The sequence below is a fragment of the Bacillus sp. 01N45 genome, assembly GCF_056399205.1.
Genome location: NZ_JBFTQW010000006.1, coordinates 64,599 through 83,019 on the forward strand (window position 1 = coordinate 64,599; position 18,421 = coordinate 83,019).

The 18,421-nt window shown below is 32.7% G+C and carries 15 protein-coding genes and 1 pseudogene; 6 read left to right on the top strand and 10 right to left on the bottom strand.

Annotated features, from left to right (window positions below; genetic code table 11):
• The first annotated feature begins 28 nt into the window (after positions 1 to 28).
• The gene (locus AC1DMU_RS15545) at positions 29 to 901 is read left to right on the top strand and encodes a TetR/AcrR family transcriptional regulator (RefSeq protein WP_088065072.1); all 873 of its coding nucleotides are present in this window, start codon (positions 29 to 31) and stop codon (positions 899 to 901) included.
• Positions 902 to 931: 30 nt separating this feature from the next.
• Here AC1DMU_RS15545 and AC1DMU_RS15550 read toward each other — a convergent pair whose 3' ends face one another.
• Complete coding sequence (locus AC1DMU_RS15550; protein WP_001170707.1) at positions 932 to 1,903, bottom strand: glycosyltransferase family 2 protein; 972 nt, start codon at positions 1,901 to 1,903, stop codon at positions 932 to 934.
• 36 nt (positions 1,904 to 1,939) lie between these two features.
• On the bottom strand, positions 1,940 to 2,323 hold the full coding sequence (locus tag AC1DMU_RS15555; RefSeq protein WP_000413281.1) for a GtrA family protein: 384 nt from the start codon (positions 2,321 to 2,323) through the stop codon (positions 1,940 to 1,942).
• A gap of 302 nt (positions 2,324 to 2,625) precedes the next feature.
• Here AC1DMU_RS15555 and AC1DMU_RS15560 point away from each other — a divergent pair, with 302 nt between their 5' ends.
• Positions 2,626 to 4,065 (top strand): glycosyltransferase family 39 protein, encoded by a 1,440-nt coding sequence (locus AC1DMU_RS15560; protein WP_088065071.1) that lies wholly within the window; start codon positions 2,626 to 2,628, stop codon positions 4,063 to 4,065.
• A 59-nt stretch (positions 4,066 to 4,124) separates the two neighbouring features.
• Here the strand turns inward: AC1DMU_RS15560 and AC1DMU_RS15565 are convergent, their stop codons facing one another.
• The 5 genes from AC1DMU_RS15565 to AC1DMU_RS15585 form a co-directional block, all read right to left on the bottom strand.
• Positions 4,125 to 5,582 (bottom strand): ArnT family glycosyltransferase, encoded by a 1,458-nt coding sequence (locus AC1DMU_RS15565; RefSeq protein WP_476941528.1) that lies wholly within the window; start codon positions 5,580 to 5,582, stop codon positions 4,125 to 4,127.
• Between the two features lie 92 nt (positions 5,583 to 5,674).
• Positions 5,675 to 7,228: an ABC-F family ATP-binding cassette domain-containing protein gene (locus AC1DMU_RS15570; RefSeq protein WP_087981892.1), complete on the bottom strand. Its 1,554-nt coding sequence runs from the start codon at positions 7,226 to 7,228 to the stop codon at positions 5,675 to 5,677.
• Between the two features lie 210 nt (positions 7,229 to 7,438).
• Positions 7,439 to 8,260 carry a glycosyltransferase family 2 protein gene (locus AC1DMU_RS15575; protein WP_087981893.1) on the bottom strand — a complete coding sequence of 274 codons (822 nt, stop codon included), beginning with the start codon at positions 8,258 to 8,260 and terminating at the stop codon, positions 7,439 to 7,441.
• A 28-nt stretch (positions 8,261 to 8,288) separates the two neighbouring features.
• A complete protein-coding gene (locus AC1DMU_RS15580; RefSeq protein ID WP_087981894.1) occupies positions 8,289 to 9,743 on the bottom strand; it encodes an oligosaccharide flippase family protein in 1,455 nt (484 codons plus the stop codon).
• Between the two features lie 490 nt (positions 9,744 to 10,233).
• On the bottom strand, positions 10,234 to 10,746 hold the full coding sequence (locus tag AC1DMU_RS15585; RefSeq protein WP_476941529.1) for an acyl-CoA thioesterase: 513 nt from the start codon (positions 10,744 to 10,746) through the stop codon (positions 10,234 to 10,236).
• Between the two features lie 312 nt (positions 10,747 to 11,058).
• Between AC1DMU_RS15585 and AC1DMU_RS15590 the strand changes: the two genes are divergently transcribed.
• Positions 11,059 to 12,372 (top strand): ArnT family glycosyltransferase, encoded by a 1,314-nt coding sequence (locus AC1DMU_RS15590; RefSeq protein WP_088065069.1) that lies wholly within the window; start codon positions 11,059 to 11,061, stop codon positions 12,370 to 12,372.
• A gap of 92 nt (positions 12,373 to 12,464) precedes the next feature.
• Here the strand turns inward: AC1DMU_RS15590 and AC1DMU_RS15595 are convergent, their stop codons facing one another.
• The 3 genes and pseudogenes from AC1DMU_RS15595 to AC1DMU_RS15605 all read right to left on the bottom strand — a co-directional run bounded on the left by AC1DMU_RS15595 (position 12,465) and on the right by AC1DMU_RS15605 (position 14,528).
• Entirely contained in the window at positions 12,465 to 13,205 is a 741-nt protein-coding gene (locus AC1DMU_RS15595; protein WP_371399406.1) for a methyl-accepting chemotaxis protein, read from the bottom strand.
• A gap of 63 nt (positions 13,206 to 13,268) precedes the next feature.
• Positions 13,269 to 13,766, bottom strand: a pseudogene (locus AC1DMU_RS15600) (protoglobin family protein); the annotation flags it as partial.
• 129 nt (positions 13,767 to 13,895) lie between these two features.
• Entirely contained in the window at positions 13,896 to 14,528 is a 633-nt protein-coding gene (locus AC1DMU_RS15605; RefSeq protein WP_000924376.1) for a trimeric intracellular cation channel family protein, read from the bottom strand.
• Between the two features lie 271 nt (positions 14,529 to 14,799).
• Here AC1DMU_RS15605 and AC1DMU_RS15610 point away from each other — a divergent pair, with 271 nt between their 5' ends.
• From AC1DMU_RS15610 to AC1DMU_RS15620, 3 genes are all read left to right on the top strand, one after another.
• A complete protein-coding gene (locus AC1DMU_RS15610; RefSeq protein WP_088065068.1) occupies positions 14,800 to 16,206 on the top strand; it encodes an O-antigen ligase family protein in 1,407 nt (468 codons plus the stop codon).
• 77 nt (positions 16,207 to 16,283) lie between these two features.
• Positions 16,284 to 17,384 carry a glycosyltransferase family 4 protein gene (locus AC1DMU_RS15615; RefSeq protein WP_088065067.1) on the top strand — a complete coding sequence of 367 codons (1,101 nt, stop codon included), beginning with the start codon at positions 16,284 to 16,286 and terminating at the stop codon, positions 17,382 to 17,384.
• A 15-nt stretch (positions 17,385 to 17,399) separates the two neighbouring features.
• The gene (locus AC1DMU_RS15620) at positions 17,400 to 18,140 is read left to right on the top strand and encodes a WecB/TagA/CpsF family glycosyltransferase (RefSeq protein ID WP_046955475.1); all 741 of its coding nucleotides are present in this window, start codon (positions 17,400 to 17,402) and stop codon (positions 18,138 to 18,140) included.
• The last annotated feature ends 281 nt before the right edge of the window (positions 18,141 to 18,421 follow it).

Below are 18,421 nucleotides of genomic sequence, written 5' to 3' on the forward strand. Positions count from 1 at the left end.
GCGAGATTAAATTTAGGAGAGACATGATATGAAAGAAAAAGAGCGCTTAATTATAGAGATGGCTATGAAGTTATTTGCGACTAAGGGTGTAAATGCGACATCAGTACAGGAAATTGTGACAGCTTGTGGCATATCTAAGGGAGCTTTCTATTTATACTTTAAATCGAAAGATGAGCTTTTATTAGCAACACTTCGATATTACTATGACAAGATTCAAAATAAAATGCTGGATATTGAAAATGAATCGTTATTGCCGCGTGAAAAATTTGCAAAGCAATTGCGTTGTCAGTTTAACGATATACAAAAGCATAAAGAATTTATTATTATGCATGCGAGGGAAAATGCTATACCTTTTAATAAAGAAGTAGAAGAGTTTATGATGAGGATGAAGTTAGAGTCTCATGCATTTTATCGGAATAGTTTATTGTCTATTTATGGTGAAAAGGTTATGCCTTATTTATTAGATTTAGTCATTATGGTAGAAGGTATATGCCGTGGATATTTAGAACTAATCATTTTACAAGCACCAGAAATTGACTTATCTTACGTTTCTGCATTTATTTTGAAAAGAGTAGATGATTTAGTAGATGGATTGGTAGAATCTTCGGAAGAACCTGTGTTACATGAAGAAAAGCTTGGGGAATTTCTTTGCAAATCAGAGCTTAGTAAGGAGCAGGTTAAGGAACACTTTTTAAAAGAAATTATTGTTTTTAAACGCACATTAGCTGATCAACTAGAAGATGAGGAATTGCTTGTTACATTAGATGTTTTGGAGGCAGAAATGAGATTGCAAAATCCAAGGATACCGGTCATTCAAGGAATGTTATCTAATTTAGAGATATATCCAAATTTAAAAGAATTTCGTTTGAGGATTATGGGGTATTACAATATAAAAAGGTAACAATGATGGTTTTCATTGTTACCTTTTTTATTATGCATTCACTTTTTCTTTTGTTTGTGTAGTCTCTTCTTGCTCAATATTGATTGTTTCTTTTACGATATAAATCGGACGGTTTTTACTCTCGTCATAAATACGAGCAATATATTGGCCAACGATTCCTAGACCAAGTAACTGAATACCGCTAAAGAATGTAATAGCAACCATAATAGATGCCCAACCTGTTTGCGTACCAGTGCCAATAATTTTTACAGTAATTGTATATAGTAAGACGATTATTGAAATAAGAACTGATAATAAGCCTAAAGTCATAACGATACGTAATGGTTTTGTTGAAAATGCAATAATGCCATCTGATGCAAATTTAATCATTTTCTTTAATGGATATTTTGTTTCACCAGCAAAGCGCTCATCGCGTTCATATTCAACATACGTTTGACGGAAGCCAACCCAAGACATCATACCGCGGATGAAGCGATTTCGTTCAGTCATTTGATTGAAAACATCAGCTACTTTGCGATCGATGATTCGGAAATCACCAGTATCTTTTGGGATATCGATATCAGACATGTAGTTTAAGAATTTATAGAAATATTTAGCTGTTAAAAGTTTAAACCAAGTTTCACCTTTACGTTGTTTACGTTTCGCATAAACAACTTCATATCCTTCTTCCCATTTTGCAATAAGTTCAGGAATAACTTCAGGTGGATCTTGTAAGTCTGCATCGATAATTACAATAGCGTCACCTTTTGCAGCAGCAATACCAGCTGTAACGGCTATTTGGTGTCCAAAATTACGTGCAAAATTAACGATTTTTGTACGGTAATCATTTGCTGCAATCTCAGATAAGATTTCCATTGTACGGTCTGTGCTACCGTCGTTTACAAAGACAAACTCGTAATTAATATCATTTTGAAGCATAACGGACTTTAAACGGTTATAACATTCCTGTGCTACTTCTTCCTCGAAGTACATAGGAACTACAACCGAAATTAATTTTTGCATGTTGTATCCTCCGTATTTTTAATAAGTTGTTCAAGTTTAATTAGTAGCCTTTTCGGTTTGGTTGAATGTCCAAATTTTATTAAGGACAAAGTTTATAACCATTCCGACACCAATTGCGAAGATCTGTGCAATTAATGCATTAAAAGTAAGTTTATCTACTAATATAAATAAACATAATGTATTAAAAGCCAATACAATTAAATTTACAGTTAGAAATTTAAAGAACATTGACGTGCTTTTATTATTAGGTTTAAACACCCAATTTTTATTCCAATAGTAGCTATTGGCAACACCAATTAAATAGGCAATGGTATTCGCAATAAGGTAGTTCATCCCGAATTTTAATAATATCCAAAAGCTAATAATTGTAATGAGTGTATTAAAGATTCCTACTAAACCAAACTTTAAGAGTTTCTCCATAATAGTATCCTCAACTTTATAAAATATATAAATAAAACAGGAATGTAAAAAGGTTGTTCGTACATAACAACTATCAATTATATCATAGTTTATGCTAATATGTTATATGTTTTGGGTAGATATCATTTTAGGATATAAAATAAATCTGTTCATAATAAAAATGATTATTTTAAATTGGTATACTAGGAAATATAAAAGCAAACATGGAAATCATGATAATATTAATGTATAGTAGCTGGTAGTGTAATTTTTTTAGGAAATATAATGTTTTCCCATATAAATATGTTAAGGAGTGAGTTTTTTTGGAACGTTTTTCTGGATTGTTTTCAACCTTTTCTACACGTGCCATATACGGCATTTATAGCTTTTTCGTTGCAATATTAATTTTTGATTATTTTTCAGATACTCAAAAATATAATTATGTAATGATATTAGTTGGAGTTTTATTATTATGTACAATTGGAAACTTTATACTTAGCAGTGGATCGCTATACCTTGAAAGAGTAAATGAAAAAATATGTTTTTTTGTACTGCTAATTATTTGTGTAGCAGTGAAAACAGCGTGGATTCTTACATATAAGATTGATCCGATTGGTGATTATGAAGCCTTTTTTAATACGGCAAAAGCATTAGGTGACAACTTTGTTATTCATGATAGATATGTTGCATTATTTCCACATATTTTTGGATATGCTTCATTCTTAAGTATCTTCCTGAAAATATTTGGGGCAAACTTTATGATTCCGCCAATTATTAATGTTGTTTTAACTACAATATCGATGGGATTAATATATTTTATAGCTAGAAGAATTGGTGGAGTGAGAACAGCGATAACAGCAAGTGTTTTATGGATTCTCTTGCCATCACAAACGATGTATAACATGTTTGCACTTTCAGAACCGTTGTATTGTACAATATTGTTATTGGCCTGGGCAATTATGATAATTGTTTATGATAAAATTGAAAATATAACGATTGCAAAGGTTCTTATGTATTCAATTCTAGTAGCTGCATTACTTGTATTAATAAATATGGCAAGACCAATTGCAGCAGTGCCAATTATAGCCCTAGCAATATGGATGTTTATTATAGATACAAAGCATATTGGGAATAAAAAGCTACTTATTAACAAGGTGGCATATGTAGGGGTTATCATTATTGGATACTTAATGATGTCTTCGGCGGTAAATCATTATGTAACATTACGTTTAGGTGAAGAGATAGCAACAGTGCCGGGATACAATATTCATGTAGGATTTAATAAGGGAGCTTCAGGAACATGGAATCCAGGAGATTCAGCATTACTATATCATTATAGTGGTCAACCAGGATGGAGTGCTCAGGACGTTCAAAAGCAAATGCTTGAAGAAGCGAAAAAGAGAATAAAAAACGATGATATAGATTTCGGGAAACTAATGTATGATAAATTTATTATCTTTTTAGGGAACGATGATCAAGCTGTTAAATATGCAGATCCAATTATGGATCATAAAGTACGATATACTATAATTTCTAATGTTTTCTATTACTTTTTACTAGCTACTTCACTGTTCGGGGCGTTAGTAGCTATAAAAAATAAAAATAAATCTTCACTTCTCATTATTTGTTTATACACGATTGGGCTAACAATGGCACAAATGATAGTAGAAGTAGCACCGAGATATCATTATTCGGCTACAATACCTATGATCTTTTTAGCTGCTTTTGGCATTAATCATATTTACAATAAAAAAAGGATATAAATAAAAAGGCATGAGCTCGGTATTGCATCGAGCTCATGCCTTTTTTATTTGGCCTTATCTTATATTTTTGTAGTCTTTCTTTTAGACATGAGACGATAAACTACATATAGTCCATAACTTTGAATGATTGTAAAGCTAGGGATGATAAAGTATCGGTATCTTGTTTGATATTCGATTAAGAAGTGAATCGTTATATAGCCAATTATTAATAATAAAAATAGTGTGTAATGTGTGTTGTTTTGCTTAGTTAGTATGAGATAAAAAGTTGCTAACGTGCCAAATAACATAGTTGTAATATATATATATTTATCGTATGTCTTAAGGTCGTCTTGCAAGGTAACCATATCATTCTCTSTGTTACTTAGTGTTGCCAGACTCCATACTGGGGCGGAATCATAATCTGCCCACATAATCGTGAATTTATCACTAAATAAAGATAAAACCTTTTGTGGATCAGCTAGTCGCTCTTGAATCAATTTCTTCTCAACGGCTTCTCGTTCTTTTCCAAGCTCAAAGGACATAACATATTCTACATCTGCTGAAGAATATCCACCTCTTGTTTCGTGATTAAGTCCTACGGTGAATTTCCAGAGAGGATCCCTGTTAGATAGCGGATATTGGGTAATTCCGGCAGATATAAATGAAGAACTTATAATGTAATGAACAAGGTAAAAAATGATGAAAATCCCAGACAATTTTTTTATAGAAGTTAAAATATCCTGTTTTGATTTTCCTAATATACCTTGTAAAAAGACATAAAGAGCTACTGCAATCAAAACTAAAGCGCCAAGTGGACGCATAATATCTCCTAAAGCTAGGGAGATCCCTATAAAAATCCACATATATTTATGGGTTAGGCCTTTTGTAATTAATAAATAAAACCCAAGATAAAATAGGAATGTGGCAATATGTTGATTCGTTAGTAATGAGCTCATTACAATGCTTGGGATATATAATGCATATAGTAATCCAGCCATTCTTCCAGACCATTCATTAAAAACATATGAAGTTATTTTGTAAATTAGCAAGGTTGTTCCTGTGCAATACATTATATTTAAAAGTTTTAGAAGGAAAGGCCCTTCACCGAATAAATTAATAATGAGGGCTTGGTACATTGTAAATCCAAGTTGATAAACCCATGAAGTATAATAGTCATCTTGTGCAAAACTAAAATCGCCTTTAGTAGCTTGAATAGCACTATTGTACATCACTGAAAAATCTGATTCGATAGGAGTTGGAACGTAGAGAACCCAAATTAATCGAACAGAAAAAGCTAAAACAATAAGTGAAACGGTAAATATAAATGTAGACATATACTTATTAGAAATATAGCCAATAAGCAAAAATAGAAGGCCTATTAGAATAATAATCGGGATGATAATAAAGGAATGTGTGTCAGTTTTTTCTTGAATTACGACTATTGATTGCCACGTTATAGCAGCAGAAATAATTAGACATAGTACTAATAAGCACTTTACAAAAAGTATATTAAGCTTTAGGGGGAATGTACGTTGCATTACTAAAAACTCCTTATCATACTGTATGTTTATTTTAAAACGAAATCCCTTTACACGCTAAATAGCAGTGTAAAGGGATGTTTTTTAGGGGATTAAGAATTTTCTTGGGCCCATTTCTCTACATCCCAAGTTTTTGTTATCCACTCTTCATAAAAGTCTGGTTCGTGGCATACAAGAAGAATTGTTCCTTTGTATGCTTTCATCGCTTTTTTCAACTCTTCTTTTGCTGTAACATCAAGGTGGTTTGTTGGCTCATCAAAGAGTAGCCAGTTACTTTCTTCACCCATTAGTTTACATAAACGAACTTTTGCTTGTTCGCCACCGCTTAATTGATTCAGTGGACGAGAGATATGTTCGTTTTTTAAACCGCATTTCGCTAACATTGCACGTACTTGATGCTGGTCTAAGCTAGGGAATGTATTCCAAACATCATCAATGGGTGTTATATTATCAGCTTTTACTTCTTGCTCGAAGTATGATGGGTTTAAGAAGTCACCAAGACTTGTTTTTCCGCTTAATGGTTTAATCTTACCTAAAATCGTTTTTAACAGTGTTGACTTACCGACACCATTACATCCAACAATTGCAATTTTTTCACCACGTTCAATTGTCATTGTTAATTTCGGTAATAACGGATGTGTATATCCAATCTCTACATTTTCCCCTTCGAAGACAAATCGACTACTTGCACGACTTTCTTTAAAGGAGAACTCAGGCTTAATAGCTGTTTCAGGACGATCGATACGTTCCATGCGATCAAGTTGTTTTTGACGGCTCTTTGCACGGCCTGTTGTTGAGTAACGGGCTTTATTTTTTGCAATAAAATCTTCTTGTTTTTTGATAAACTCTCGCTGCTTTTCATAAGCATTGATATGTTGATTTTTATTGATTTCTGCCAGCTCTAAGAATTTTTCATATGTTGCTGTATAACGCGTCATTTTTGTGAATTCTAGATGGAAAATAACATCGACACATTTATTCATAAATTCCGTATCATGGGAAATTAATAGGAATGCATGTGGATATTCTTTTAAATAACTTGTTAACCAATGGATATGTTCAACGTCTAAATAGTTGGTAGGCTCATCTAATAGTAATACTTCTGGTTGCTCAAGTAGTAACTTTGCAAGTAATACTTTTGTACGTTGTCCACCACTTAATGCCGCAACATCACGATCTAGACCAATTGCATCAATTCCAAGGCCGCGCGCTGCTTCTTCAATTTTAATATCTAATAAATAGAAGCCACCTGCTTCAAGGGCATCTTGAATTTCTGCCATTTGTTCAAGAAGTTCCTCTAATTCTTCTGGTGTAGCAGTTCCCATTTTTTCTGCAACTTCATTTAAAGCTTTTTCTTTTTCAAATAAAGGTAAAAATGCATCTGCTAATACGTCACGGATCGTGCGACCAGGTGTTAAAATCGTATGTTGGTCTAAGTAACCGTAATTTGTACCAGGTGTCCATTCTACACGACCTTCGTCATGGATAAGCTGACCAGTAATTATATTCATAAATGTTGATTTACCAACACCGTTTGCTCCGACTAATCCAACGTGTTCTCCTGCGAGTAAGCGCATGGATACATCTCTAAATAATGTACGATCACCAAATGTATGGCCTAATTTTTCAACAGTTAATAAGCTCATAATGTCCTCCGTTCATTTCTAAATAGTGTCTTGAATCATGATACTAAATTCTTGGATATAATGCTATCATTTCAAAAATATATAATGTAACTGACAAGCAAGGTATGCGATTACAAAAGAATGATGGGTTGCTTTGCAAGAAACAAGCGATGCAAGAGAAATAAAAAAATAAGGTGTAACCATTTAATAAAAGTGGTTACACCTTATTTTTTATTTTAAATATCCACGAACAATACCGCGTAAGCGATTTGCGTGGAATTTACGCTTATCATTAGAAATGTTTTGTGTCATACGGAATGTTGCGGCAGCGACAGCACGTATGAAATAAGGGAATCCATAGTGTAAGCGAATAACCCTACCAAAACCACCAGCATAAGAAATAGCACGTTTTAATGATTGTTCATTAATAATTTCCTCTTTTACAGGATGATATACGAACAGATCTTTTCTAAATAAACCAGTGTAATTTTGTTTCATCCCACGTAGTACAAAGTCAGTTTCTTCACCAGCTCCATAAATCGTGCCAGAACCAACACCTAAATCTTCATCAAATGTACCTACAGCTTGTACAAATTGTTTTGTGAAGAATAGTGTGAAAGAAGGCCCCATGAATCCATACTTATTATTTAAAATAATGTCTGTATTCGGTGCGTGTATTAAAGAACCTGTACCTTCAACATTTGTAGTGTTTGTCGAGATGAAATGAACATCTTTATTAGAGTTGAAAGTTTCTAATATACTCTCTAAAACATTTGTTTCATAAATACAATCATCATCTGGAAAAGCGATGAAATCACCATCTGCTACTTTTAATCCTGCATTTCGAGCTCTCGATAGCCCTTTAATAGGTGTATAAATGTAGTTAATAGAAAATTTATCTTTATATTCATCAAATAAATCAGAGATTGGCGTATCATTTTGATCTACTACGATAAGTTCAAAGTTTTTGTAAGTTTGTTGTTCAAGTGATTTTAGTAAGTCAAGAATATCATCACGTCTGCCACAAGTAGCCATGATTAAAGAAAATTTCAAGTTTAACAGCTCCTTTTAGAGATTGAGTTTAAGCTTTTTTGAATCGTGCTAATATCTTTTCAAGTAGTGAAAAGAGAATTTCATCCTTTGTTATAAAGAGGATAAGGGCATACGTTAATCCACACGTTATTATGACTAGGATAACTTGTAGTATTTGTCCAGATACGATCATATCAATAACGAATGCTATGGGGACAAATGTTAGGGAATAAAATAGATATTTAAGTTTTTGTATATCAAATAACGTATAATTCACTTTTAATTTCTTTTTCACATAAATATATTCAAATGTGATTAAGAAACAATTCGCAATTGTTGTTGTGAAAATTGCGGTTGTTGGTGTAAGTATATGGAAGAATATTAATGCAATATTGGATGCCAAGTTGATAAATCCACAAATGAATAAAAATCGCACTAAAATGCTTTCTTTCTTTTTCACATAAATAATTTGATTCGATAAAATGGACTCAATACCGACTGTAATCATATAGAAGGCGAAAACAATTAATGTATTACCAGCCTCAGCAAATTGTTGTCCACCGTAAATAACAACAGCTCCATGAGCAATGAGCATTAAACCAATTGCGGCAGGGAATAGGGTAATGAAATATACTTTTGAAATTTTATTTAGTAAAGACTCATATTCCATTTCAGACGCGTTTCCTGATAAATAAGACAGTCTTGGAACGGTTACTTGTACAACACTTAACATAAGTGTATTAATAATCATCATAATTTGAAAAGCCATTACGTAATATGCAACTTCTTCTTTTCCAACATATACCCCTAAAACAAGACGATCTAATTGAGTATATAAAATATTAGCATTTGAAAAAATCAAGACTAATAGTAACGGTTTTAAATGAGGAATAATTGTTAAGTCGGAAAAATCAAATTTCACTTGGCGTTTCACATATATAAAGCTAATAGAGTGGTTTAAAAATGTCGATAATACTAATAAACCAGCATATGTTTTGTAATCGTCAACCCCATGAATGAAAGAGAAAAGAAGTACGACATAGATTAATCGAACGATAACTGTTTTTTTAGTGATGAAGTCATAATTTTCATATGCCTCATTGAACCATTCCACATAAAACATGTTAGATATAAAATTAAAACCGAAAATAAGAAGAACAGGAAATAAACTTTCATGTCCGTATCCAATATAACTAAAGAGCACAAAGCCTGATAAAGCTAAAATACTAGTTGTGAAGTTAATTACATAGAGACTTGTAAATAACTTAGAAACTTTCTTTTTATCGTTTTTAATTAAGCTAATTTCACGTAAACCATATTGATATACACCAAATACGGCGAACACGAAGAAGTAATTGAAAAAAGTTTCAGCAATGTTAACGGTTCCGATTGAATTGGCCCCTAATGTTCGATATGCGTAAGGACCAACTAAAATTGGAAGTATAATATTAAACGTGTTGAGCAGTATTTTATAAAAAATATTTGAAGCAATTGATTTCTGCATAATTTCACCTTTCCATTAAAATAATCCAGTTTTTTCACTAGAGTTAATTCTCTCAATATAATGAAGTGTAAGGTGTTTTCTACACTGTTTACAAATCCTTAAATTGTTTGTTGACCACCCGTATAAGTGTACCCTACATAAACTTTGTAAAGCAACTGTTGATGGGATCGAACTGTATTATAAAGTGAAACTTTAATCAGTGGGGGGGTGTACATTTCCTATTGATTATCAGCACTCATCAATTGGGCGTTTACGGGCAACAGGGCTCCCGCCTAAAGTCTTTGCTACACGGTAGTTTTACAGCCCGAAAATAGCGGGATAAATGAGATTTTATCAATTAGAAAAAGTTAATAGCGAACGGGTATGTATAAAAATATTACATAATATGTGTGAAAAGGAGTAATGGTTGTATGAAGGTGTGAAATTGTTTATAAAAAATGAGCGAATATGTGATAGCTATTCGCTCAAAAGATGTTTTAATGGTGAAGGCCTATATACTCCAAGGTTTACTTAAAGTTAAAACTTCAGCCATTTCTTTGCTTTTTACACGCCCTTTTTTTCTAATTTCTGCACGCTCAGAACCAGTTGTGTGTAGCCAATGTTCTTCTTCCGTTTCAGGTAGTACTTGTGGGACAGATGAAGGTTTTCCATCTTTTAATGCAACGAATGTAATGAAACATGTTGCAGCTATTCTACGTTCGCCTGCTAATAAATTCTCTGCAATTACTTTTACGAACACTTCCATCGAAGATTTTCCTGTATAACATACGAATGCTTCGTAACAAACAGAATCTGCTTGGTGAATTGGAGTTAAAAAATCAACAGAATCGATAGATGCCGTTACGCAATGTTTACGGCTATGTYTTGCAGCTGCAATTGAAGCGATACTATCAATTTCCGCTAATAATTTTCCTCCGAAAAGTGTTTGATGATTATTTAAATCATTCGGAAAAACACGTGTTGTTTTAATTGCTTTGGATTCTCGCATGAATTTCTTTTCCATATGGTCAGCCCCTATTTTCTGTTTTCAATCAGAATGACATGTATTGTAAGTGGAGTACAAAAAATTAAAAATCAATAGATATTTAATGAAGTAAAGAATTCCAGAAGAGGGTTAGTAAAACTTCTGTATTTGTATTCATGTAACTGAAAGAAAATTTATTACTATATAAAGTGTAGTGTAAAAGAGGATTCGCTTACATTGCAAGTGAAAAAATTAGGACCCTGTATTTGTCATAGAAATTCCCTATCAGCTGTGTACCTATTCATGATAGAATCGTTTTGTTATGAATGGAAATAGAGGTGCAATGGACATATGAAGCATATACAAACAAATTTTTCGTCTTTTTTTAGTAAAATAATGATTGGTGCGATGCTCGCATTTTTTGTTTATAGTTGTTGGTCAGCGTTTGAAACAAGTAAACAATTTTTTGGCGACAGTACAACAAGTGTAACAATTGTATTGGTTATTTTTGTTATTCTTATGTTGTTAGTGGCATCGATTTTACAGTATCGCTTTACAGAAAAACAATTTCTTGTTTTTCTTATGAGTACATCTATAATTGTGAGACTTAGTATGGTTCTATTTGTAGACGTTCCAATAATTGGTGATATGAAAGCTATGTTTGAGTCTGCAAAGCAGATTGCAATTGGTAATAACGTAGAGAGCATAGCGCAGTTACCTTTTATTATTTATGAATCAATAATTATTCGTGTATTTGGCGATACAGTATTCGCATTGCAGTTATTTAATATTTTATTTTGCACAGGGACTGCATTTTTCATTTATCGTATTGCAGCAATGGTTTTCGGAGAAGAATGCGGCCGTATTGCGTCTGTATTTTACGCTTTATATATTCCGAATATATTTATGAGTTCCTTATTAACATCAGAATCGCTCGCAATATTTTTATTTTATTTGGCTTGCTACATACTTTTATATAAAGGTTTAGATCATCCTTATATGTGGGTACTTTCAGCAATTTTATTTGCATGCAGTAATATGATTTTCCCAATAGGATTATTTCTTCCTATTTTTATTGCTGTATATGTGTTGTTAATTGAACTCTTTCAATCAGCAATGAAGCAAAAAGTACTATTAAAGATGATAGGGATACTTATTCTATTTTATAGTGCTCATTTTGGTGTGAGTTATGGAATTCAGACAATGGGAATGTCACAATATACAATTTCAAATGAGACGTATGTTCAATCTGTTTTAATTGGAAAAAGTAAAAATGAGGAAAAAATAACAAAGAATCAAAACGTAACAGAGCATATTGATCAAAAGCTAAAAGAGATTGAAGAAGAAAGATTTAAACTTTTAAAGCCAGTAATTAATCAATTCTCAGGTGAGGGAATACATTCTATTCTATTTAAATGTGAAAAACTTATATATATAGCGGTAACATTATTTATGTCGATAGCTTTATTACACTTTCTTATTAAGAAACAACAAAACGAAGGATATATGTTGTTCGTTTTGTTAATTGGCGGATACGTATTGTTAAGGCTCTTCCAAGTAGATATGGCATATTACAATCTTATTGTGCCAGCCTTGTTTATTTTGCAAAGCTTTGGTGTTTATATGAGTTATGTTTATTGTCAAAAAATATTCTTCAGAAAATAAAAAGAATCCAGTTTGGATTCTTTTTTTATGGATGGAAGATGAGGACTAAGAGTCAGCAGAGATGAAGAATCTCTACTGACATAAGCTTCACCCTATCTATTCAGTTCTAGTTGTAAACTATCAGCTGTTAGAGCCATTTTTGAGGAATCGTCTTGAATTCCTTTCATTACTTGTGAAATGGTTTCTAACTCATTTTCAATTTTTTTATTCTGTTCTTTCGAGTTAGACATGTCTTTTACAATTTCTTGGAAGTATTGATCTGTTGCAGACATACTATCCGTTCCTTCAGATACGAGGGAGCTAATTTGTTTCACTGAAGAAGAGACACGAACAATTTGTTCATTTGTTTTTTCAACGAGCTTTGTAACGTTGAATATAGATTCTTTCGTTTGCTCTGATAACTTGCGAATTTCTCCAGCTACAACAGAAAAGCCTTTGCCAAATTCCCCAGCACGTGCAGATTCAATAGCAGCATTTAGTGCGAGCAAATTTGTTTGCTCTGCAATTGATTTTACAATGTCTATAATCTCGTTAATTTTGTTAGAAATATCGAGAAGTTCATGAGTATCTGTAATAATCGTTTCCATGTTTGTTTGAATGTATTCCATTCGTTTATTCTGTTGATTTAATTGTTCTTTCCCTTTATTCGCTTTTTCTTCTGATGTTGTAGCTAATGATGTACCTGTTTTGGCAATTTCTACAATAGTTTCAGATTTAGCGGTTAACTGTTGAATAGAAGCACTCGTTTTTTCAGATACAGATGCTAGTTCTGTTGCAATATGCGTAATGGTCATAGCTGTTATTTCTTTTTCTTTTTCATGTTCTTTTTGCATTCTTTCATATTCAGATTCATAAGCCGCAATAACGAGCTCTTGTTCAAGGGTGAATAATTTGTTTATTACGTTTATAGAATAAGAAAAATCGTCAATTGTTGTAATTTTTGTTTGCAAAATCTTCATGATAGAGCGGAATAATTCTTGATAAGCGGCAGTATACCATTTTCTATGTAAACCAATTTGTACATGTCTTTTGGCAATTCTAACACGTTGTTCAATAAAATCTTCGTGCATATCTCCGCTGAATAATTCCTTTATATGTGTTTTTAAAGTTTGCTTTAGTTTTGGAATAGAGCTATAACGTTCAATAATAGTAGTTAAATTAGGCTGCTTTGTAATATTGGCATAGAATTTTTCCGTAATCCAATCAATTTCTTCATAAATAAAGGGCTGTAGTACCTTTACGATTTGTAAATCTTCTTTTGAAATATGTAGCATATCCATTTGAATTTTCAGTTCAGAATTAGTAGGCACGTTAAAAGTGATTTTTTGATCCTTACTTAATTCAAGTATACTGGCGTTTGTTTTATTTGTATGTTTTTTAAAAAACCGAAGCATCGTTCTTCCCCCTGTGTATAAAGCGTTTTCATTTTTGGTTCTAATATAATTATATATTTTTATATACAATTACTCTATATTAGTGTGTAGAATAGTATATAAATTAAGAGAATTCTGTGTAGAATTCTCTTAATGGCCTTTATTAATTTTAGCATGTGTTTTAAAGAAAACAGGGAAATGTACATTATATATTACAGTGACAACACGAATAATAAATGTTACTAATAAACAAACATAGAAAGCTAGTACGTGTGCCCCCATTGCATATGTGATTAGGAAACTAATTGCTCCTAAGATAGAAGCGATTGCGTAAATCTCTTTTCGGAATACGTAGGGGATATCTTGAGCGCAAATGTCACGCAAAATACCGCCTCCAATACCTGTAATGACTCCCATTGAAACAACTAAAAATGAGGCGTCAACATGATGTGACATTGCTGCATTTGCACCAATAGCTGTAAAAACACCTAAGCCAACAGCATCAGAAAGCATAATAACGACTTGCAGTTTATTGATACGCTCAAAAAACATACAAGTAAATAATGCTGATAATACGCTTACGAAAAAGTAAATGGGTTTAACAAATGCGACAGGAGGCAGGTTACCGATCATAATATCACGAATAATACCGCCGCCGAGCGCTGTAGCTACAGCTAAACAAAGGACACCGAATAAATCTAAATCTTTTTTTAAACCAACTAATGTACCGGAAATAGCAGCGGCGATAATGCCAAGAAACGTAAATATGTCGATTAATAACATTGCTGTAATCCCTTCCTCCTAAAGATGTTCCAGAGAAAAAATATACACTAAAGTTATGTAAATAACAACGCATTTTCTTTACATGTAGAAAAAAAGAAAAAATGAGGAAAGAAAGCGCTTGAAAATGCAAATATGCTTTTTTCTATAAGGTAAGGCTGGGGAGAAATGTGAGGCGTTTAATTAAAAAATATATGTTATAATAAATATTTGAGATAAGAAAAAAATATTAACAGTATAGATTGAAATTAGGTAATAGTTATGGAGGTTCTAGATGTTAAGCGAAAATAGTAAAAGTAATAAATTTGAAAATTTTCTATTAATCTTTATTTTGTTGCAACCAATTTTAGATTTGCTCACGGCATTCTGTATAATGGTTTTAAAAATTGATACGACCATTGGAGTTATTACACGCTTATTCGTTATGTTCCTAAGCGGGATATATATTTTAATTCAAACGAAGAAACAAGGAAATATAAAATATATATTGTATATAATCTTAGTAGGAATAGTCTTCACCATCGGATTGGTAAATAACAAGCTTACAAAAGATCCTATGGTACTTACAGAGGAAATTAAGTTTATAGCAAAAGCATTATATCCGTTTGTTATGCTTACTTGTTATGTATTTGTATTTAAGTCTTTAAAAGAGAAAAGCCATTCAAATTCAAAAATGCGTGACTATGTTACGTATGCATCGCTAATTATAGGAGTAGTCATGGTAGCTTCGATTACTACTGGAACAGATTATAATAGTTATGAATGGGTAAAGTTAGGATCACGCGGTTGGTTTTATGCAGGTAACGAGCTAGGATCTATTTTAGCCATCATGTGTCCAATTGTTATTTTGTATTCAATTGAAAGAACAAAAAGTATAGGTAAAGCGTACTATTGGATTCCTTCAATTTTAGTTGTTTATTCACTATTTGCAATTGGGACAAAGGTTGGCGTAGGAGCAATCTTTGGATCAATGGCTATCGCAGTTGTTATGTGCTTTATTCAGGCATTTACACAGCGTAAAGATGGAAAGAAACATGCCTATTTATTAAATGGTTTTCTTGCAATAACTGTATTTGTAGGCATATTGGCATATACACCTTTTTCACCGTTTATGAAAAATATGGGATTCCATTTCCAATTAATTGAACAAGAACAGAGTGCGAAAAAGGAAGAGAAAAAGAAGGAGGAAGCTAAAGAGCACAAACCTCCTGTGACAGAGCAAGAAAAAGAGAAAGAAAAAGCAAAAGAAAAAGTAGCGGAGAAGAAAGAAGAAACGCAAGCTCTTATTTTTAGTGGGCGTCAATTATTTGAACAGATGTATAAAGATTTCTATAATGAAGCCCCAATGTCTCAAAAATTATTAGGAATGGGTTATGCTGGTAACTATAAAGAACAGCCGAAATTAATTGAACGTGACTTCCACGATTGGTTCTATTCTTTCGGAATCATAGGGTTCATTTTACTTGTAATTCCATTCTTATACTTTGGTATTAAATTTATTGCATGTATATTTACTAAATTTAAACAAATATTCACAGTGAAATATGCAATGATGATTGCAGCAATACTTCTCGGATTAGGTATCTCATTCATGGCTGGTCATATTTTAATTGCACCTGGAGTGAGTTTCTACTTAGTAATAATCATGGCATATTTAATAGTTGACTTGGAAATTGAATGATAGAAAAATAAAAGCTAGCATATGTTAGCTTTTATTTTGTTATAGTAAATAAAAAGAAAAAATGGGGGATGTAAGAAATGAAAGTGTTGCATATGAATGCTGGTGCAGAAGAAGGTGGGGGGAAAACACATATTATTTCACTTTTATCTCAATTTTCAAAGGAAGAAGTGGAATTAATGGTATTTGAAGAAGGTGCGATTGCTAGAGAGGCGAGAAACCTTGGTATTCAAGTGCATGTTTTTACCCAATCATCTCGGTACGACCTATCAATTCTTTCAAAAATAAAAGCATTTATTAATGAAAATCAATTTGACATTGTGCATACACATGGCGCACGAGCAAATTTCTATCTCTCCCTCTTGAAAAAAGGTATAAAAGCGAAATGGATAATGACTGTCCACAGTGATCCAACTTTGGATTTTATGAAGAGGGGATTAAAAGGATGGGTATTTACGAAGTTAAATTTACGTTCTTTCAGGAAGGTAGATTTATTCTTTGCAATTACGGAAAACTTTAAGAGAAACATAATAAAACTAGGTGTACCAGAAGAGAAGATTTGTACGGTTTATAATGGAATCGAGTATGATAATACTCCAGCAAAACCTTATGATAAAAGTGAATTTGGCATTGATGAAGGAGTATTTACAGCTGTTCAAGTAGCGCGTCTTCATCCTGTTAAAGGTCATGATATTTTATTTGAAGCGTTACAAAAAATTAAAATTCCAAATATAAAGGTGCTCTTGCTTGGTGATGGACCTATAGAAGCAGAATTAAAAGAGATGGTGAAACAAAAGGGCTTAGAGGATAAGGTGATTTTTCTAGGTTTTCGTACAGATTCAAAAGAATTATATGCATCTGCACACATTAATTTGTTAACCTCTTATAGCGAAAGCTTCCCTCTTGTTTTATTAGAGGCGGCTAATCAACGCTTAACATCTATTGCAACAAATGTAGGTGATATGAAAAAGTTAATAGTTGATGATACGTATGGATGGATTGTACCGATTGGTGATGCAGATTCGTTAGCAAACGCGTTAGAAAATGCTTATGAAAAATGGTTGAATGGTGAATTAGAAGCGATGGGAAATCGTTTATATAATCATGCATCTACTCATTTCTCGCTAAAGAATTTGTATGAAGATACTTATAATGCATATAAAAAACTTTTACTGAAATAGAGAGGATAGTTAATCATGGAAGTAAAAACGGTTGATATTCTAGGTGTTCCTTTTTCTACAATGACAATGGATGAAACGATCCAATATTTGAAGGGACAACTAGAATTGGAGCGAACTCATACTTTTCAGGTAGTAACAGCAAATCCTGAAATTGTTATGTGTGCAAAAAAGGATGAAACATTCCATAAAACATTATTAAATACAGATTTAATTACACCTGACGGTATTGGAGTTGTAAAAGCAAGTGGTATGTTAGGTACACCTGTAAAGGAACGTGTAGCAGGTTTTGATTTAATGTGTAATCTATTTGCAAAGTTATCAGAGGAGAATAAACCGGTATCTGTTTTCTTACTTGGTGCAAAACCGCATGTTGTACAAGCTGCAGCAGATCATTTAACGAAGACATATTCAGCTGTATCTATTGTGGGTACACAAGATGGGTACTTTAAACAAGAAGAAGAAGAGAGTATCGTTTCTCGCATTCAAGAAGCAAAACCAGATTTATTACTTGTCGCGCTTGGTTTCCCAAGACAAGAGAATTTTATCCAAACTAATAAGCATCGTTTAGAAACGAAGATGGCTGTTGGAGTGGGCGGAAGTTTAGATGTATGGGCTGGAGAGGTAAAACGTGCACCAAAATGGATTCAAGCGATTAACTTAGAGTGGTTTTATAGATTGTGTAGTAATCCAACGCGCTGGCGTCGTCAGTTAGTATTAGCGGAATTTTTAAAAGAAGTCATGCGTTCGAAAAAGTAGCGGAATATCGCTACTTTTTTATTTGGTCATTTTTAATAAAGTGAGGTTTTGCTCATCCACCACTGATGGTTAACCCTCACCAATTGGACGTTTAATGGCAGTTGGTCTTCAATTTAACCTTTTTGTTTCAGCTGAATTTTGAGGTAGGAGTCTTACTGCCCTCAAATAGTGTGATAAGTATTTTACTTTTGGGGAATGATGAAGGAGAATTTTTGAACGAAAGTATTTTACTTATACAATTCACACATGTAAAATGATGTGTAAAGACAGCTGTGTAAGGA

Bases quoted from the DNA above. Each gene is read 5' to 3' on its own strand.
- AC1DMU_RS15545 (WP_088065072.1), top strand. From the start codon at position 29: ATGAAAGAAAAAGAGCGCTTAATTATAGAGATGGCTATGAAGTTATTT.
- AC1DMU_RS15550 (WP_001170707.1), bottom strand. From the start codon at position 1,903: ATGCAAAAATTAATTTCGGTTGTAGTTCCTATGTACTTCGAGGAAGAA.
- AC1DMU_RS15555 (WP_000413281.1), bottom strand. From the start codon at position 2,323: ATGGAGAAACTCTTAAAGTTTGGTTTAGTAGGAATCTTTAATACACTC.
- AC1DMU_RS15570 (WP_087981892.1), bottom strand. From the start codon at position 7,228: ATGAGCTTATTAACTGTTGAAAAATTAGGCCATACATTTGGTGATCGT.
- AC1DMU_RS15580 (WP_087981894.1), bottom strand. From the start codon at position 9,743: ATGCAGAAATCAATTGCTTCAAATATTTTTTATAAAATACTGCTCAAC.
- AC1DMU_RS15590 (WP_088065069.1), top strand. From the start codon at position 11,059: ATGAAGCATATACAAACAAATTTTTCGTCTTTTTTTAGTAAAATAATG.
- AC1DMU_RS15595 (WP_371399406.1), bottom strand. From the start codon at position 13,205: ATGCAAAAAGAACATGAAAAAGAAAAAGAAATAACAGCTATGACCATT.
- AC1DMU_RS15605 (WP_000924376.1), bottom strand. From the start codon at position 14,528: ATGTTATTAATCGACATATTTACGTTTCTTGGCATTATCGCCGCTGCT.
- AC1DMU_RS15610 (WP_088065068.1), top strand. From the start codon at position 14,800: ATGTTAAGCGAAAATAGTAAAAGTAATAAATTTGAAAATTTTCTATTA.
- AC1DMU_RS15615 (WP_088065067.1), top strand. From the start codon at position 16,284: ATGAAAGTGTTGCATATGAATGCTGGTGCAGAAGAAGGTGGGGGGAAA.
- AC1DMU_RS15620 (WP_046955475.1), top strand. From the start codon at position 17,400: ATGGAAGTAAAAACGGTTGATATTCTAGGTGTTCCTTTTTCTACAATG.